This is a genomic window from Actinopolymorpha alba DSM 45243, assembly GCF_000373925.1.
In the GTDB taxonomy this organism is placed as follows: Bacteria; Actinomycetota; Actinomycetes; order Propionibacteriales; family Actinopolymorphaceae; genus Actinopolymorpha; species Actinopolymorpha alba.
Window position 1 is genome coordinate 122,442 of record NZ_KB892801.1, and the last position, 16,214, is coordinate 138,655.

The following is a 16,214-nucleotide window of genomic DNA, read 5'->3' on the forward strand; positions in this document are numbered from 1 at the left end:
CCGTTCGTTCAGCATGAAAGGATGGCTGAAATTGCCAACAGATCTGCATCTTGCGACCTTTGGGCAGCGACTGCGGCATCTGCGTCGGACGCGCCGCCTCACCCTTGCCGAGTTGGGTGCCCGGGTTGGTCGGGCACCGTCCCAGCTGTCCCTGATCGAGAACGGCCGGCGCGAACCCAAGCTCTCTCTCATCAGCGCGCTCGCGGACGCTCTCGACGTACCCCTCGACGACCTGCTCTCACCGGCGCCTCCGAGCCGCCGGGCGGAGCTGGAGATCGCGCTCGAGGACTCCCAGCAGGAGCCGCTCTACCGCGGGCTCGAGCTGCCCTACCTCAGGGTCGGCCCGCGCGTCCCGATCGAGGTGCTCGAACACCTCGCCGCGTTGTACACCGAACTCCGGCGCCGCGACACCAAGCCGACGGCCACCCCGGAGGAGGCGCGGGTCGCCAACGCCGAGTTGCGGCGGCAGATGCGGCAGCGGGGCAACTACTTCCCCGAGATCGAGCAGCTTGCCGTCGGGATGCTGGACGCGGTGGGATATCGCAGCGGCACGCTGTCAGACGCGCTCGTCGCGGCGATCGTGCTGCACTGCGGATTCAGCGTGCGGTACGCCGAGGACCTGCCACGGTCAGTCCGCTCCATCGCGGACCTGCGCCACCGGTGCATCTACCTCCGCCGCGAGTCGCTCGGGATGCACACGCCACGCGGGATCCTGCTCCAGACTCTCGGCCACTTCGTCCTCGACCACGAGCAACCCCGCGACTTCGCCGACTTCCTGCGCCAGCGGGTCGAGGCCAACTACTTCGCCGCCGCGGTGCTCGTGCCCGAACAGGTCGCCGTGCCGTTCCTGCGGCGGGCGAGGGACGACCGGGACCTCGCCGTCGAGGACCTGCGGGACGTGTTCTCCGTGTCGTACGAAATGGCCGCCCACAGGTTCACCAACCTGGCCACGAAGCACCTCGGCGTGCGCTGCCACTTCGTCCGCAACGACGAGGCCGGCACGATCTACAAGGCGTACGAGAACGACGGGCTGGTCTTTCCGTCGGACTCCTCCGGCGCCATCGAGGGGCAGCGGATGTGCCGGCACTGGGCGGGCCGGCGGGTCTTTTCGTCCCCGGACCGGTACTCCGCCTACTACCAGTACACCGACACCCCCGAGGGCACCCACTGGTGCGTGGCCCATGTCGATCCCGGCCGCGAACGGAACTTCGCGGTGACGCTCGGCGTGCCGTACGACGACTCGCGGTGGTTCCGGGGGCGCGAGACCACCAACCGCGCCACCTCCCGCTGCCCGGCGGGGCCGTGCTGCCAGCGCCCGCCCGCGCCGCTGGCCGACCGCTGGTCGGGCATGGCCTGGCCGTCGGCCCGGGCGCACTCCCACGTGCTCGCCGTACTCCCGCCCGGGTCGTTCCCCGGCGTCGACGAGACGGACGTCTACGCGTTCCTCGACCAGCACGCCCCGCCCGACTGACGAATGCCCAACGGCTGGCTGGAAGCGTAGGGTCCGGGCACAAACGATCACGTACACGTGGTCATTGGGGGCTTCGCATGGTGTCGATGCCATGCAAGGCGGGTAATGACCACGTTTACGTGATCATTTCGCCGGTGGACCCTGTACGGCGCTCTTGGCCAAGGGTGCTGCCGACCCAGAACCGGTCCGTTCGGCTCTGCCAGCGGCCGCGCCGGCCGGGTCGTACCCTTGGTCCCAGATGCACCGCCCCCGCGTACCCGAGAAGGACATGGAAGGCTCACCAGGTTCCGCGGCCACTCCGCCCGCGTCAGATCCCGTGGGCACTCCGCCCGCGCCTGATCCGACGGCCATACCCGCGCCTGCAGGCCACTCCCGACCTGAACAGAAACAGGAGCGCGGGGTGCGCTGATGCTGACGACCTGGCTGCTGCTCGCCACCGCGATCCTGCTGATGCTGGTCTGCGGGGTGTTCGTCGCGGCGGAGTTCTCGCTGGTGACGGTCAGCCGCCCGACGGTCGAACGCGCGGCCGACGCCGGTGTCCCGGGCGCCCGCGGGGTGCGATCGGCGCTGCGTTCCCTGTCGACCCACCTGTCGAGCGCCCAGATCGGGATCACTCTCACCAACCTCGTCATCGGCTGGCTGGCCGAGCCCTCGGTGGCCCGGCTGATCGCCGGCCCGCTGGGAGCGGTCGGTGTTCCGAGCGCGGCCGTGACCGGTGTCGCGTTCGCGCTCGCGCTCGGTCTGGTGACCGTGGCGACGATGGTGTTGGGCGAGCTGGTGCCCAAGAATCTCGCGATCGCCCACCCGTTCGGTGTCGCCCGCGTGGTGCAGGCGCCGCAGCGGGCGTTCACGGCGTTCACCCGACCGCTGACGACGTTGCTGAACGCCGCCGCCAACCGGATCGTCCGCGCGCTTGGTATCGAGCCGCAGGAGGAGCTCGCCTCCGCGCGCGGCCCCGAGGAGCTGGCCTCGGTCGTACGCTCGTCGGCTGAGTCGGGCTCCCTGCCGCCCTCGACGGCGGCGCTCGTCGAACGCATGCTGCGGTTCGACGACAAGCAGGCGCGGGACGTGATGACGCCGCGGACCCGTCTCGTCTGGGTGCACGCCACCGATCGGGTACGCCGGGTCATCGAGCTCGCCCGCGAGCACGGAATCTCCCGGTTTCCCGTCGCCGGCGCTGACCTTGACGACATCGTGGGGGTCATCGAGCTGAGCCAGGCGGTCGCCGTACCCCGCGAGGCCCGTGACTCGACGATGGTCGGCCCGCTGGCGAGTCCGCCACTGCGGGTGCCTGACACAGCGCCGCTCGACGAGGTGCTCTGGGCCCTGCGTGACCACGGGACCGAGTTGGCGGTCGTCGCCGACGAGTACGGCGGTACGGCGGGGATCGCGACGTTCGAGGACGTCGTGGAGGAGATCGTCGGCGAGGTGTCGGACGAGCACGACCAGCCACGGCCGGTGTATCGCCGGGTGGGCGCGGGTTGGATCGTCTCCGGCCTGCTGCGGCCCGACGAGCTCCACGCCCTGACCGGGCTCAGGCTGCCCGAGGCGCACCACAGGTACGAAACGATCGCCGGACTGGTGCTCCAGGAGTTCGGCCGGGTGCCGTGGGCCGGAGAGTCGCTCGTCATCGACGGTCTCGTCGTCACCGTCGAACGCATGGACGGCCGTCGCATCGACCAGGTGCGGATCGAGCCGGCGCCGGAGGGTACGAACCCACACCCACCGGGCGGTCAGCGATGAGCAACGGCGTCGCGCTGCTGGTGGCTCTGGTGTTGCTGGCCGGCAACGCGTTCTTCGTCGGCGCGGAGTTCGCGCTCGTGTCAGTACGCCGCAGCCAGATCGAGCCCCTGGTCGAGAAGGGCTCCCGGCGGGCCCGCGCGACCATGTGGGCGATCCGCCGGGTCTCGCTCATGATGGCGGGCGCGCAGCTTGGCATCACCCTGTGCACCGTCGGCCTCGGCGCGGTGGCCGAACCCGCGGTGGCGCACCTCCTCGAACCCGCGTTCCACTCCCTCGGCCTGCCCGCGGCGGCGGTCCATCCGGTCGCGCTCACGATCGCGTTGGTGATCGTGGTGGCGCTCCACGTGGTGATCGGGGAGATGGTGCCCAAGAACCTCGCCCTGGCCGCACCGGACGAGGCCGCCTTGGCGCTCGGCCCGGTGTTGGGCGCGATGGTGCGGGCGATCCGGCCGGTGATCAGCGCGCTCAACGGCATCGCGAACGCCCTCCTCTGGCTGGTGCGGGTCACCCCGCGAGACGAGGTGTCCGACGCGGTGACACACGAGGAGGTCGGCCATCTGCTCGCCGAGTCACGGCGGGAGGGCCTGCTCGACCCCGACGAGCACCGGCTCACCGCCGAGGCCCTGTCGTTCGCCGAGCGCACTGCCTCCGATGTCGTGATCCCACTGGACTCCGTGGTCCTCGCTGGTCCCGACACGACCCCCGCCGAGATCGAGGCGCTGGCTGCCAGCACGGGCCACTCGCGATTCCCGCGCCGTGACGAACGCGGTGACCTGTCCGGCTACGTGCACCTCAAGGACGTCCTGGCCGTGGCCGGTGACCAGTGGACCTGGCCGGTGCCCGCGGAGCGGATCCGACCCCTGCCGGCGATTCCCGCGACGACACCGCTCGTCGACGTCCTCGCCGCGCTGCGCAACGGCGCGAGCCACCTCGCCCGGATCGACGACGAGCAGGGCACGACGATCGGGATCCTGACCCTCGACGACGTACTCCTGAACCTCGTGCCCTCCCGGCACCCGCAGGGCTCCGAGCTGTGACGACCGGGCGGGCGGGTGGGCGTAGCCGGTGGGCGTAGCCTGTTCCCGCCGATCGGCGAGCGCTGGACGGGCGTACGACAACGAGTCCGATCGGTCGATGTAGGGAGGCCCAGAGTGGTGCTACGCCAGGCGCTGCTGACCGCAGCCCGCAGCGGGCGGCTGAAGAAGTTCGTCTCCACGATGCCGGTCTCAGCGGCGATCGTGAGCCGGTTCGTCGCGGGTGAGACAGCCGACGAGGCGGTCGAGGCGGCCCGTCGGCTCATCGGGGGAGGCCTGCAGGTGTCCCTCGACCATCTGGGCGAGGACACCCGCGACCGCGAGCAGGCCGACCGCACGACCCAGGCCTACGTCATCCTCCTCGAACGCCTGTCCCATGCCGGTCTGTCCCGCGGCGCCGACGTGTCGGTCAAGCTCTCCTCCATCGGTCAGGCCCTCGGCGCCAACGGCGAGAAGATCGCCCTCGACAACGTCCGCACCATCGCCCTCGCGGCGCGGAACGCCGGGACCACCGTGACCTTCGACATGGAGGACCACGCGAGCGTCGACTCGACGCTGTCGGTGCTGCAGGAGACCCGCCGGGACTTCCCCGAGACCGGCGCGGTGCTCCAGGCGTACCTCCACCGCACGGAGGCGGACTGCCGCGACCTCGCCCACGAGGGTTCGCGGGTACGGCTCTGTAAGGGCGCCTACGACGGTCCGCCGCACCTCGCGTACCAGAAACCGCACGACGTCGACCTGTCGTTCGTCCGCTGCCTGAAGGCCCTCATGGCCGGGCAGGGCTACCCGATGGTGGCGACCCACGACCCGCGCCTGATCGAGATCGCCGGCGCCCTCGCGATGCGGCACGACCGGTCGCGCGGGAGCTATGAGTTCCAGATGCTGTACGGCATCCGGCCCGACGAGCAGCGCCGGCTGGCCTCCCTCGGCGACACCGTCCGGGTGTACGTGCCGTACGGCGACCAGTGGTACGCCTACCTCATGCGCCGGCTCGCCGAGCGTCCCGCCAACACCGGGTTCTTCCTGCGCTCGCTGCTGAGCCGAACCTAAGGGGACCCCGCCTTTTGTACGGGCCGCGCCTTGATACGCGCCGGTCCTGACATGGAAAGGAAATGGAGAAGAAGCGGGATGAGCGAGCGCAGCGAGCGAATCATTCGATACAGCGCGACGAAGCGAGGACGCGCATGAGCACGGGTCAGCACACGATCGCCATCATCGGCGCCGGCAAGATGGGCGAGACGATCCTGTCCGGCCTCCTGCGCGCGGGCTGGCCGGCATCCGCCCTGGTCGCGACGGTACGCCGGGCTGAGCGCGCGGAGCAGCTCGCCGCGAGGTACGGCGTCCGGGTCCTGTCCAACGACGAGGCCGTGGTCGCCGCGGACGTTCTCGTGATCGCGGTCAAACCCCAGGACGCGTCCCGGCTGCTCGCCGAACTCGGGCCGAAGGTCCCACCGGGCAAGGTGGTCGTCTCGCTGTGTGCGGGTCTGCCGACGTCGTTCTTCGAGAAGCGGCTGCCTGACGCGACCCCGGTCGTCCGGGTCATGTCCAACACCCCGGCGCTGGTCGACCAGGCGATGAGCGCTATCTCGGCAGGGTCGCACGCGACCGCGGCCCACCTCGCCCTCGCCGAGGAGATGCTCCAGCCACTGGGCAAGACGCTGCGGGTGCCGGAGTCGCAGCAGGACGCCGTGACCGCGTTGTCGGGTTCGGGTCCGGCGTACTTCTACTACCTCGTCGAGGCGATGACCGACGCCGGCATCCTGCTCGGCCTGCCCCGCCAGGTGGCGCACGACCTGATCGTCCAGGCGGCCCTCGGCGCCGCGGTGATGCTGCGCGAATCCGGCGAGCACCCGGTGACCCTGCGCGAGGCGGTGACCTCGCCCGGAGGGACGACGATCAGCGCGATCCGCGAGCTGGAGAGCCACCGGGTGCGCGCGGCGGTGCTCGACGCGATCGAGGCGGCCCGCGACCGCGCCCGCGAGATCGCCGCCTCGGTCGACTAGGAGGTCGCGCGACCTCCTAGCCGCCCCGGCCCGTGCGCGGTCGGTCTTACAGCGTGCCGAGCCCGATCGCCTGCTTCGCAGCCGCGACGGTCGGTGCGGCCAGCGCCTGCGCCCGCTCAGCCCCCGCCCGCAAGGTCGCGTTGACGTACGCCGGATCCGCGGCCAGGTCGGCGCACTTCTTCCGGAGGGGATCCAGCACCGCGACCACCGCCTCGGCGACGTCCTTCTTGAGAGCGCCGTACGACTGGTACCTGCGGGCGAGGGCGGCTGGGTCGTTCTCGTCCAGGCAGGCCGCGAGGATTTCGAGCAGGTTGGTGATCCCGGGCTGGTTCTCGACGTCGTGGCGTACCTCGCTGCCGGGGTCGGTGACGGCCCGCATGATCTTGCGGCGTATGACGTCGGGGGAGTCGAGCAGCCGGATGGTGCCGGCGGCGTCATAGGGGGCGCTCTTGCTCATCTTGGCGGTGGGGTCCTGCAGGTCCATGACCCGCGCGGCGACGATGGCAGGGCTCATCTCGGGTACGACGAAGATCTCGCCGTAGCTGCGGTTGAACCTGAGCGCCAGGTCGCGGGCAAGTTCGAGGTGCTGCCGCTGGTCGTCGCCGACCGGGACCTCCGTCGTGCGGTAGGCGAGGATGTCCGCGGCCATCAGGACGGGGTAGGTGTACAACGACACCCGGGTCTTCGGCCGGCCCCGCCCCTTCTCCTTGAACTGGATCATCCGGTTGAGCTCACCTGTGTACGCGGTGCACTCGAGCAGGTAGGAGAGTTCGGTGTGCGCGGGCACGTCGCTCTGCCGGACGATCACGCAGACTCCGGGATCAAGACCTGCCGCGAGGAACAGCGTCACGGTCTCCTCGGCGAGTTGGCACAGCCGTCTCGGATCATGGTCGGTCGTCAGGGCGTGCAGGTCGGCGATGCAGAAGACGCAGCGCGCCTCGTGCTGGACGCTGACGAACCTCCGCAGGGCGCCGAGGTAGTTGCCGAGCGTGAGCCGGCCGCTCGGAACGATGGCCGAGAAGATGGTGCGGGTCATTGGAGGTGTGCTCCTTCGGGTCGGAGCCGCTCCGGCGAGGGGAGCGCCGCCCACGACAGAACGGCCGCCCTCGACGGGACGGCCGCGGTCGCTTTGTGTGTGCGCGCGAATGTTGGGCCGCCCTAGGCGGCCCACCAACCAAGGAACCGTTGCGTACGCACGGGTCCACGATAACCGCTCGCCCGCCGGACGCGCACCGTGCGAGGATCCTCGCCGTGGTGAGCGAGCAGAGGACCGCGGCAGACGCGGGCAGCGGGTCGAGAGCCGTGGAGATCCGCCGAATCGGACCCGACGACTGGCAGGTGCTGCGCGACATCCGGCTGGCAGCCCTCCGCGAGGCGCCGTCCGCGTTCGGGTCGACGTACGCCCGCGAGGCTGCGTTCGGTGAGGCGGAGTGGCGGGACCGGCTGGCGGCGCGCCGGACGTTCTTGGCCTACGTTCCCGGGCTCGGCGCCGGTCCGGTAGGGATCAGCGGCGGGTACGTCGACGAGGACAGTCCGCCCGGCGAGGTCGAGCTGGTGTCGATGTGGGTCAGCCCGACCGCTCGCGGGCATGGGGTCGCCGCGCCGTTGGTCGAGGCGGTCCTGGGGTGGGCACGGGACGAGGGCGCCCAGACCGTGCACCTGTGGGTCACTGTGGGGAATGACCGGGCGCGCCGGTTGTACGAACGCTGCGGGTTCATCCTGACCGGCGAGAAGGCGCCGCTGCCCTCAGACCCGAGCCTCTCGGAGCTCGGCATGGCGCACGCGGTCGCCTGACGCCGCCACAAGCAGTCGCACCGCCTCACAGGACCGCCGGGGCGCCGGTCCGTAGTTCCCAGGCGAGCGCCACCAGCTCGGTATACCAGGCCTCGTTCGTGGCGAGGAGCAGCTGCGCCTCGGCCAGCGGGACCGCGCGTACCTCCTCCACCTGTTCGCCGTCCGGCGGATTGGTGGGTGTGGAGTCGAGGACGACGTCGGTGAAGCACCAGAGCCAGGCCTTTTCTGGATGCGGGAGATGGGGCCGGTAGGGCTTGGGCTGGTCGCTCACGCAGTAGTGGGCACCGAACCACCGCAGCGGTCCGACCCGCCGCGCGCCCGCCTCCTCCGCGATCTCCCGGTCGACGGCCTGCTCGACGGACTCGTCGGGTTCCCGGGTGCCGCCGGGCAGGAACCACTCGCCGGTGTCGCCGCGGCACACCGTGATCGCCTCGCCGACGAACCCCACGACGTGGATGCTCTGGACAAGATCCGCAGGCGGCAGCGTCGTGGAGAACCGCGCGTCCATGTGGCCCCACTGCCAACGTTGCGGGGCGTGCAGCGCAGGGAAGCGTACGGCGAGGCTCGTGGGTTCCATGCCGGCGAACTCTAGGCCGTACCCCCCAGCCCCGGCATGCGCCGGCCGCCAGCGGCCGGACAGGATGGCCGTCGTGACCGAGGAGAGAACCCACCCACCGGTGATTGGCGTCGACGTCGGCGGCACCGGTATCAAGGCCGGACTCGTCGACCATGACGCGCGCATCCTGCGAACGCTGCGGCGACCGACGCCCACCACCGGCGGCGCGGCCGCCGTCCTCGACACCGTGGTCGAGGTCGTCCAGTCGCTGCGGGCCGAGGCCGGGAAGCCAGTCGCCGCCGTCGGGCTCGCCGTACCCGGCATCATCGACGAAGCCCGCGGCGTCGCCGTACTCTCCGCCAACCTCTGGTGGCGCGACACCCCCGTCCGCGACGCGATCGCCCATGCGACCGGCCTGCCCGTCGCGCTCGGCCATGACGTCCGCGCCGCCTGCGTCGCCGAGTGGCAGGTGGGTGCGGCGCGCGGCAGTTCCGACGTACTCCTCCTCACCCTCGGCACCGGCATCGGCGCCGGGGTGGTGACCGACGGGCGGTTGCTGGTGGGTGGTGGGTACGCCGGGCAGCTCGGCCACGTTGTCATCGACCCCGATGGTGCGGCGTGCGGCTGTGGGCAGCGGGGCTGCCTCGGCAAGATCGCCTCGGCCAATGCGGTCGTACACCGCTACCGCGAGCGGGTCACGGCCGCCGACGCCGCGGGGCCGGACCTCTCGGCGCGGGACGTCGCCCGGCTCGCCGGCGCCGGCGAACCCGCCGCGGTCCAGGTGTGGGAGGAGGCGGTGGCCGCGTTGGTGACCGCGCTCGCCACCGCGGTGACGATCTTTGGTTCGGAGCTGGTGGTGCTCGGAGGCGGCCTCTCGCTCGCCGGTGAACAGCTGCTGAGCCCGGTCCGCGAGCAACTGCACGCGCGGCTGACGTTCCAGCGCAAACCCCGGATCGTATCCGCCGCCCTGGGCGACGAGTCGGGCCTGCTCGGCGCCGCGATCCTCGGCCGGGGCGCGGCCACGCCGTCCTCGGCGGTGGACGGGTCCGCCCAGTAGGGCAAGGTGGGGCTTTGACGTCCTCTCCGCCGTGAAGGGCGGGGATTTCAACCCACTATCCGGAGGTAGCGTGTTGTGGTTCACGCTTCGCGGCGGTGCCCGACGGCACCGCTCTGCGTGCTGTCACGGCCCGTCCGGCCCACATCGACCACTGCTCCAACGCCAGGTTCCACATGAACCGGGCGTGCCCACAGTGATCCAACAGCCCTGCCTCCTGCGTAGGCGATGGCATCAAACGGAACCGGGACACAACTCCTCATACAACCACCGACCACTGACAAGCCGACCAATGATCGAAAGGAGGGAGTGGCGTATCCACTCCGGCCCAAAAGCCGGGACTTCCACGCCACACACATGGTGACGGGACTCGCGCGGCTGGTTTACGACGAAGGCCTGACGGCGTACAACTTCGGCCCCTCCCATCCGCTGGCGCCGATCCGGGTGAAGCTGACGGTGGCGCTGGCGATGGAGTTCGGCATCGTCCGGCCAACGGTCGGCCCCAACGACCTGGGCGGAGTCGAGCTGGTCGCCGCGCCGTCCGCGCCGGACGACCTGGTGACCCGGGTCCACGATCAGGCGTACGTCGACGCGGTCAAGCGAGCCAGCGTCAACCCCGACCTGACAGACCTGGAGCACGGCCTGGGTACGCCGGACAACCCGACGTTCGCGGGGATGCACGACGCATCCGCCCACGTCGTCGGCGCGAGCGTCGAGGCGGCGCGCAGCGTGTGGGAGGGCGAGGTGCTCCACGCGGTCAACGTCGCCGGCGGGCTGCACCACGCCATGCCCGCGTCGGCGAGTGGATTCTGCGTCTACAACGACCCGGCGGTCGCGATCCGCTGGTTGCTGGACGCCGGCTGCCCGAGGGTCGCCTACCTCGACCTCGACGTTCACCACGGCGACGGCGTCCAGGAGATCTTCTACGACGAACCCCGCGTCCTCACCATCAGCCTGCACGAGTCGCCGCGCACGTTGTTCCCGTGGGTGAGCGGCTTTCCCACCGAGACAGGTGGTCCGCACGCCGACGGGTGCGCTGTCAACGTCGCGTTGCCGATGGGTACGGGTGACGGCGGCTGGCTGCGGGCCTTCCACGCGGTGGTGCCGCCTCTGCTGCGGGAGTTCCAGCCGACCGTCCTCGTGAGCCAGCATGGCTGCGACAGTCACCGGGTCGACCCGCTCGCCCACCTGACGCTCTCCGTCGACGGGCAGCGGGCGGCCGCGCTCGCCGTCCACGACCTCGCGCACCAGGTCTGCGAGGGCCGCTGGGTGGCGACCGGCGGTGGTGGGTACGCGCTGGTCGAGGTCGTCCCGCGCACCTGGAGCCATCTGCTCGCCGTGGCCGGCGGCCAACCGCTCGCGCCAGAAACCCCAATCCCGCTGTCCTGGCAGCAGGCCGTCGAGACCGACTGCCGGCGCCCGGCACCGCGCACGATGACGGACGGCGAGCCGGCGGACTACCTCGACTGGTCCTCCGGCTACGACCCCGCGGATCCGCTCGACCGGGCGATCAGGGCGACGCGGTTCGCGTCGTTCCCCTCCCACGGGCTCGACCCCGGTCTCTAAAGAGGTCGCGCGAGTAGCTCCTACTTCCAGGCCGGCTGACTCTCGGCGTCCCGCGGATGCCGCGAGGTGCCGGCAGTACGGACAGGCGGGCGGGCCGAGCGCCCGGTGCTGGCCTGTACCCTGTGAGGGCGCGTCAGTCCACCTCAGGCACGTTCGCGGTATTTTTCGCGGGAAGTCCAGAGTTCGGGTGCGCATTCATTGGGTACGTACTTGTCCGAAAGGTATCCGCGTGGGTTCCGTTATCAAGAAGCGTCGCAAGCGTATGGCTAAGAAGAAGCACCGCAAGCTCCTCAAGAAGACGCGCGTCCAGCGCAGGCGTCTGGGGAAGTAGCGACCTTTCGTGCCCACGGGGTGAGGCGCAGATGGCGCGCGTTGTACTTGTCACTGGAGTCTCCCGCGATCTCGGGAGCCGCTTCGCGCGCCTGCTCGCCGCCGACCCGGCGGTCGACCGCGTGCTCGGCGTCGACGTCGTACCACCACGGCACGATCTTGGTGGTGCGGAGTTCGTCCGCGTCGACCTGCGCAGCCCGGTGGTGTCCCGGGTCCTCGCCCGTGAGGAGGTCGACACCGTCGCGCACCTGAACGTCATCTCCACGCCGCAGCACGCCGGCGGTCGCGCGACGATGAAGGAGATCAACGTCATCGGCACGATGCAGCTGCTGGCCGCCTGCCAGCGGCTGCCGTCGGTCCGCAAGGTGGTCGTGAAGTCCTCGACCACGGTCTACGGCGCGTCGCCCGATGATCCGGCGATGTTCACCGAAGACATGGAGCCGCGGAGTAGCCCCCAGTCGGGGTTCGCCAAGGACGCGGTCGAGGTCGAGGGGTACGTCCGGGGTTTCGCCCGCCGCCGGCCCGATGTCGCCGTGACGACGTTGCGGTTCGCCAACGTGATCGGGTCGCGGGTCCGCACCCCTATGACCCGCTATTTCACGATGCCGGTCGTGCCGACCGTGCTGGGCTTCGACGCGCGGTTGCAGTTCACGCATGAGGACGACCTGCTGGAGGCGTTGCGGCACGCGACGGTGAGCCAGGCGCCCGGCACCTTCAACATCGCCGGCGACGGCATCCTCATGCTCTCCCAGGCGATCCGGCGGATGGGTCGCCCGGCCGCGCCCGTGCCCGCCTTCGCGGTGGCGACCTTCGGGCAGGCGTTCCGGGCTGCCCGCCTTGCGGACTTCACGCCCGAGCAGCTCTCCTACCTCACGTACGGCCGGGGAGTCGACACCACCCGGATGCGTGAGGAACTCGGTTTCAAGCCGACCTACACGACCGCCGAGGCGTTCGAGACGTTCGCCTCCGCGCACGAGCCGGGCCTGATGAGTGACGAGCGGATCAGGAACGCCGAAGACGGAATCGCCGCATTTCTCGGTGTGCGGGACGCGTCAGAGGGGGTACCACAACGCCATGGCTGATTCGTCCGAGGCGAAAGTTATCCCGATCAGGGGACACCACGCCGGAGCGAACGCCGGTTCGTCCGAGGTGCCGGACGCGGGCGCGGCGCACTCGATCCCCGACACCCTGCGGGACACCGCGGGCGCGCTCGCCAAGGGCATCGCGTCCCGGTTCCTCGGCGACGACTGGCAGGGCAAGGTCGCCGCGGGCCTCGCGTTCACCCGGCGCCGGCTGACCGGCGACTACCAGGTCGACGACCTCGGCTTCGACCCCGACCTCACCGAGAACGTCCTGATGGCGTTGCTCCGCCCGCTCTATCAGAGCTGGTTCCGGGTCGAGGTGCGCGGCATCGAGAACATCCCCGAGGTCGGCGGTGCGCTCATCGTCGCCAACCACTCCGGGACGCTGCCGCTGGACGGCCTGATGACGCATCTCGCGGTCCATGACACGCATCCCAACCGCCGCCACGTCCGCATGCTCGGCGCCGATCTTGTGTTCCGGATGCCCTTCATCTCCGAACTCGCCCGCAAGGGCGGCACCACCCTCGCCTGCAACGAGGACGCCGAGCGGCTCCTCACCTCCGGAGAGCTGGTGGCCGTCTTCCCGGAGGGCTACAAGGGACTGGGAAAGCCGTTCTCGGAGCGGTACAAGCTGCAGAGGTTCGGACGCGGCGGTTTTGTTGCGGCCGCGCTCCGCACCGGCGTACCCATCGTGCCCTGCTCCATCGTGGGTGCCGAGGAGGCCTACCCCCTGCTCGGGAACGTCGAGCCGCTGGCCCGCCTGCTGGGCGTTCCGTACCTGCCGATCACGCCCACCTTGCCGTGGCTTGGCCCACTGGGCCTGATCCCGCTGCCGTCGAAATGGATCATCGCGTTCGGTGAGCCCGTCTCGACCGAGGCGTACGACTCTGACGCCGCGGAGGATCCGATGCTGGTCTTCGACCTCACAGACCAGGTCCGCGAGACGATCCAGCACACGTTGTACGCGCTCCTGCTCGACCGCCCCGACGCCTTCTGACCGGAGCCTCCGAGCAGCCGTTCGGTAGGCGTTCTGCGTGTCGCCCCGGCCAGAAGCCGAATCAGAAGCCGAAGAGGTGGTCGAAGATGCTCCTCGACGTCTTGGTCGGTGACGGCTCCGGCTTGGGCGGGTCGATCGTCGGCAGGGGCCGCAGGGTCTCCCGTGGTGCCGGTGAGTCGCTGGGCCGAGGACCGCTCGTCGGGGGCGTGGGCGCCGGAGACGTGGTGGGCACCTGTGTCGGCAAGGGCTTCGGCAGCGGGAGGTGGGTGCCCGTCGGGGCCGGCGCACCCTGCTGAGGGAACGGCCACGGCAGGGGCAGCGGGAGCGGAAGCGGCAAAGCCGTCGGTAGCGGCAAGGGCAGCACCGTCGGCAGTGGTAGCGGGAGAGGCAGCGGGTTGGGCGCTCTGCTGGTTGGCGTCGGCCCGGGGCTCCCGATCGTCCCGGTCGGATCTGGCTCTGGCTTAGATGGCCACGGCCAGGGGAGGGGTAGCCGCGGATCGAGCGTCGGTAGCGGCTTGGATGTCTCGGGTCCTCGTGGGCCGGGATTGGTGGGGTAGGGGAACCGTGGTGCCTTGGGAAGTCGCGGGCTCGAGGTCGGGGAGGTCGAGCCGGTCCTGCGCTGGGGGGTGCTCGAGGTGCTCGGCGTCGGCGAGGCGGTCGCGGTGGGGTCGTCGGTCTCCGGTGTGTCGACGACCGCGTCACTGACGTCGCTGGTGCCGGAGGAGCAGAGCGGGCACAGCGTGAGCGCCCGCTGCTCCATCTGGTCGAGGGTCGTCATCGCGTCGGTGTAGGCATCGTCGACCTGGGCCGGAAGCATCGCTTCGAGCGCCCGCAACCGCGGTTTGGTGTTGGCGACGAACTCCAGGATCTGCGTGATGGGCGCCGTCCGCTCGCCCTGGTGGTAGGCCTCGACGAGGAGGTTTCCGCCCTGGCGTACGTCGTTGGTGAAGTCGTTGAGCGTCGACTGGCTCAGCTGGATCCGGTGGGTGTCCCGGGAGGAGATCGGCCGGCGACCGGTCAGCGCGGAGGCTTCGGTCAGCCGGGTCGACGCCTGGTCGAGGTACTGCCGGCCGCGGGACTCGGCGTTGGTGGCGACCGCCGTCTCCGTGCGCTCCAGCCCGCGCTTGATGGCGTACAGCCAGTCGCCGGGCTGGGCGCTCCGGGCCGCGGCGGCGGTGCCTGCCATGCCTCCCGCCAGCACGACGGCGACGGCGACCGCGATGACGCGGAGCCGGGTGGGGGTGCGTACGCCGCCCCGGGCCGTGGGCACGGGATTGTGGGTGGGGGCCAGGCGGGGCGGCGCCTCGGCGGCCGCCGAGAGGAGGCGCTCACGCAGGGATGAGCGGAAGGCGTCGGAAGGTGCGACCGGGGCGGGCCGCAACATCGCCACGAGCTCCAGCAACGGGGCGACATGGGGATCGTGTGAGTGCCGCGAATTTTCGACGAGGCGCGCGAAGTCCTCAGCCCGCCGGCGGGACGCCAGGAGTGAGGTCATCAACGGTCTCCTCGAGCATGCGGTCTGGGGATGGTTGAGGTCATCCGCATCAGCTGAGGCGATCCGGACATCCCGCTCAACGATTTGCGCTGCTCCGGGTTACGACCTGGTGCACAGGGGGTGCACAAGCGGACTGGACGCACGGTGAGATCTGGCCCCACGGACTACCGGATGCCCTCGGGGAGCAGCTTCGCCAGATTGCGGACCGCCCGCAGCTGGAGCTGCTTCACCGCACCCTCGCTCTTGGAGAGCACCTGCGCGGTCTCGGCCACCGACAGGCCGTTCAGGAACCGTAGGACGAGGCACTCCTGCTGGTCGGCGCCGAGCTGCTTGATCGCCTTGACGAGCGCCTCGTTGGTGAGACTCGCGAGGACGTCGTCCTCGGGGCCGTCGGCGGCCGAGTCGTAGTCGAGGATCTCGCCGGTGGCCACCTCGAGTCGGAACCTCCCCGACTTGAAGTGGTCGGCGACGAGGTTGCGGGCGATGGTGACCAGCCAGGCGCCGAAGTCGCGTCCCTGCCACCGGAACGTCGAGAGCGCGCGGAGCGCCCGCAGGAAGGTCTCGCTGGTGAGGTCCTCGGCGAGCACATGCGTACCGGCCCGGTAGTAGATGTAGCGGTACACCGTCGACAGGTAGTGGTCGTAGAGCTGGCCGAAGGCTTCGGCGTCGCCCCTCTTGGCCAGCTCGACCAGGGCCACGATCCGGGTCGTACCAGCGTCCTCGGCCTCCTGGCGTACGCCCGCCCGCTGGAACGCGAGGTGGGTGCCGGTGCGTGCCTTGGCTGCCTCGCCGTGCGAGGCCTGCATCAGCCAGGGGTCGCCGAGGTCGGCGACAGCATGGTGGTCAACCGAGCCGGTCGACCCGCCCACGGAGACGGTCGCCAGAACCCGATCACGATCGGGGTCCAGCGCCGCTGCCAGCACCGCATGGACGAGTGCGTACAGCTCGGCCACTCCAGCTTGGTCTGCGAGAGTGGAGCGTTCGGTATGCGGCATCAGTGTCTGCTCCCGCTCCCCAGGAAGGGGATGGTTCGGCCTACGCATCGCATCGTAGGGAAGATCGACTCAGACGGGAACATTCTGTAATGAA

16 protein-coding genes are annotated in these 16,214 nt (G+C 70.4%); 11 read left to right on the forward strand and 5 right to left on the reverse strand.

The annotated features are described in order from the left end of the window. Positions 1-31 precede the first annotated feature (31 nt). From B141_RS0133130 to proC, 5 genes are all read left to right on the forward strand, one after another. On the forward strand, positions 32-1,471 hold the full coding sequence (locus B141_RS0133130) for a helix-turn-helix transcriptional regulator (RefSeq protein WP_026257792.1): 1,440 nt from the start codon (positions 32-34) through the stop codon (positions 1,469-1,471). Positions 1,472-1,879: 408 nt separating this feature from the next. Next, the gene (locus tag B141_RS0133135; protein WP_020579488.1) at positions 1,880-3,214 is read left to right on the forward strand and encodes a hemolysin family protein; all 1,335 of its coding nucleotides are present in this window, start codon (positions 1,880-1,882) and stop codon (positions 3,212-3,214) included. Beyond that, on the forward strand, positions 3,211-4,251 hold the full coding sequence (locus B141_RS0133140) for a hemolysin family protein (RefSeq protein WP_020579489.1): 1,041 nt from the start codon (positions 3,211-3,213) through the stop codon (positions 4,249-4,251). Before B141_RS0133135 ends, B141_RS0133140 begins: the two co-directional genes overlap by 4 nt. Positions 4,252-4,365: 114 nt before the next feature. Beyond that, positions 4,366-5,298 carry a proline dehydrogenase family protein gene (locus B141_RS0133145; RefSeq protein WP_237742865.1) on the forward strand — a complete coding sequence of 311 codons (933 nt, stop codon included), beginning with the start codon at positions 4,366-4,368 and terminating at the stop codon, positions 5,296-5,298. A 134-nt stretch (positions 5,299-5,432) separates the two neighbouring features. Next, positions 5,433-6,251: a pyrroline-5-carboxylate reductase gene (proC, locus tag B141_RS0133150; RefSeq protein WP_020579491.1), complete on the forward strand. Its 819-nt coding sequence runs from the start codon at positions 5,433-5,435 to the stop codon at positions 6,249-6,251. 46 nt (positions 6,252-6,297) lie between these two features. Here proC and trpS read toward each other — a convergent pair whose 3' ends face one another. Continuing rightward, on the reverse strand, positions 6,298-7,287 hold the full coding sequence (gene trpS / locus B141_RS0133155) for a tryptophan--tRNA ligase (protein WP_020579492.1): 990 nt from the start codon (positions 7,285-7,287) through the stop codon (positions 6,298-6,300). Between the two features lie 218 nt (positions 7,288-7,505). Here trpS and B141_RS0133160 point away from each other — a divergent pair, with 218 nt between their 5' ends. Beyond that, positions 7,506-8,045: a GNAT family N-acetyltransferase gene (locus B141_RS0133160; protein ID WP_202806001.1), complete on the forward strand. Its 540-nt coding sequence runs from the start codon at positions 7,506-7,508 to the stop codon at positions 8,043-8,045. A 25-nt stretch (positions 8,046-8,070) separates the two neighbouring features. On the opposite strand, the gene B141_RS0133165 is transcribed toward B141_RS0133160, so the two are convergent. Further along, a complete protein-coding gene (locus tag B141_RS0133165; RefSeq protein ID WP_040423017.1) occupies positions 8,071-8,622 on the reverse strand; it encodes an NUDIX hydrolase in 552 nt (183 codons plus the stop codon). Positions 8,623-8,695: 73 nt separating this feature from the next. On the opposite strand from B141_RS0133165, the gene B141_RS0133170 reads away from it, so the two are divergent. Next, a complete protein-coding gene (locus B141_RS0133170) occupies positions 8,696-9,658 on the forward strand; it encodes an ROK family protein (protein WP_020579495.1) in 963 nt (320 codons plus the stop codon). A 55-nt stretch (positions 9,659-9,713) separates the two neighbouring features. Here the strand turns inward: B141_RS0133170 and B141_RS52435 are convergent, their stop codons facing one another. Continuing rightward, positions 9,714-9,890 (reverse strand): helix-turn-helix domain-containing protein, encoded by a 177-nt coding sequence (locus tag B141_RS52435; RefSeq protein WP_272944123.1) that lies wholly within the window; start codon positions 9,888-9,890, stop codon positions 9,714-9,716. A 74-nt stretch (positions 9,891-9,964) separates the two neighbouring features. On the opposite strand from B141_RS52435, the gene B141_RS0133175 reads away from it, so the two are divergent. From B141_RS0133175 to B141_RS0133185, 4 genes are all read left to right on the forward strand, one after another. Then, a complete protein-coding gene (locus B141_RS0133175) occupies positions 9,965-11,221 on the forward strand; it encodes an arginase family protein (RefSeq protein WP_020579496.1) in 1,257 nt (418 codons plus the stop codon). 229 nt (positions 11,222-11,450) lie between these two features. Then, positions 11,451-11,552, forward strand: a complete 102-nt coding sequence (locus B141_RS48215; protein WP_081683056.1) for a 30S ribosomal protein bS22 — start codon at positions 11,451-11,453, stop codon at positions 11,550-11,552. A 31-nt stretch (positions 11,553-11,583) separates the two neighbouring features. Next, positions 11,584-12,633 (forward strand): NAD-dependent epimerase/dehydratase family protein, encoded by a 1,050-nt coding sequence (locus tag B141_RS0133180; RefSeq protein ID WP_020579497.1) that lies wholly within the window; start codon positions 11,584-11,586, stop codon positions 12,631-12,633. Beyond that, positions 12,626-13,630, forward strand: a complete 1,005-nt coding sequence (locus B141_RS0133185; RefSeq protein ID WP_020579498.1) for a lysophospholipid acyltransferase family protein — start codon at positions 12,626-12,628, stop codon at positions 13,628-13,630. The genes B141_RS0133180 and B141_RS0133185 overlap by 8 nt, the downstream gene beginning before the upstream one ends. 61 nt (positions 13,631-13,691) lie before the next feature. Here the strand turns inward: B141_RS0133185 and B141_RS0133190 are convergent, their stop codons facing one another. Continuing rightward, positions 13,692-15,125: a DUF5667 domain-containing protein gene (locus B141_RS0133190; RefSeq protein ID WP_020579499.1), complete on the reverse strand. Its 1,434-nt coding sequence runs from the start codon at positions 15,123-15,125 to the stop codon at positions 13,692-13,694. 164 nt (positions 15,126-15,289) lie between these two features. After that, a complete protein-coding gene (locus B141_RS0133195) occupies positions 15,290-16,168 on the reverse strand; it encodes an ECF subfamily RNA polymerase sigma factor, BldN family (RefSeq protein ID WP_237742866.1) in 879 nt (292 codons plus the stop codon). Between the last annotated feature and the right edge of the window lie 46 nt (positions 16,169-16,214).

Coding starts and splice junctions, on each gene's coding strand:
- B141_RS0133135 (WP_020579488.1), top strand. CDS start 1,880: ATGCTGACGACCTGGCTGCTGCTCGCCACCGCGATCCTGCTGATGCTG.
- B141_RS0133140 (WP_020579489.1), top strand. CDS start 3,211: ATGAGCAACGGCGTCGCGCTGCTGGTGGCTCTGGTGTTGCTGGCCGGC.
- proC (WP_020579491.1), top strand. CDS start 5,433: ATGAGCACGGGTCAGCACACGATCGCCATCATCGGCGCCGGCAAGATG.
- trpS (WP_020579492.1), bottom strand. CDS start 7,287: ATGACCCGCACCATCTTCTCGGCCATCGTTCCGAGCGGCCGGCTCACG.
- B141_RS0133165 (WP_040423017.1), bottom strand. CDS start 8,622: ATGGAACCCACGAGCCTCGCCGTACGCTTCCCTGCGCTGCACGCCCCG.
- B141_RS52435 (WP_272944123.1), bottom strand. CDS start 9,890: ATGCCATCGCCTACGCAGGAGGCAGGGCTGTTGGATCACTGTGGGCAC.
- B141_RS0133180 (WP_020579497.1), top strand. CDS start 11,584: ATGGCGCGCGTTGTACTTGTCACTGGAGTCTCCCGCGATCTCGGGAGC.
- B141_RS0133185 (WP_020579498.1), top strand. CDS start 12,626: ATGGCTGATTCGTCCGAGGCGAAAGTTATCCCGATCAGGGGACACCAC.
- B141_RS0133190 (WP_020579499.1), bottom strand. CDS start 15,125: ATGACCTCACTCCTGGCGTCCCGCCGGCGGGCTGAGGACTTCGCGCGC.
- B141_RS0133195 (WP_237742866.1), bottom strand. CDS start 16,168: ATGCGTAGGCCGAACCATCCCCTTCCTGGGGAGCGGGAGCAGACACTG.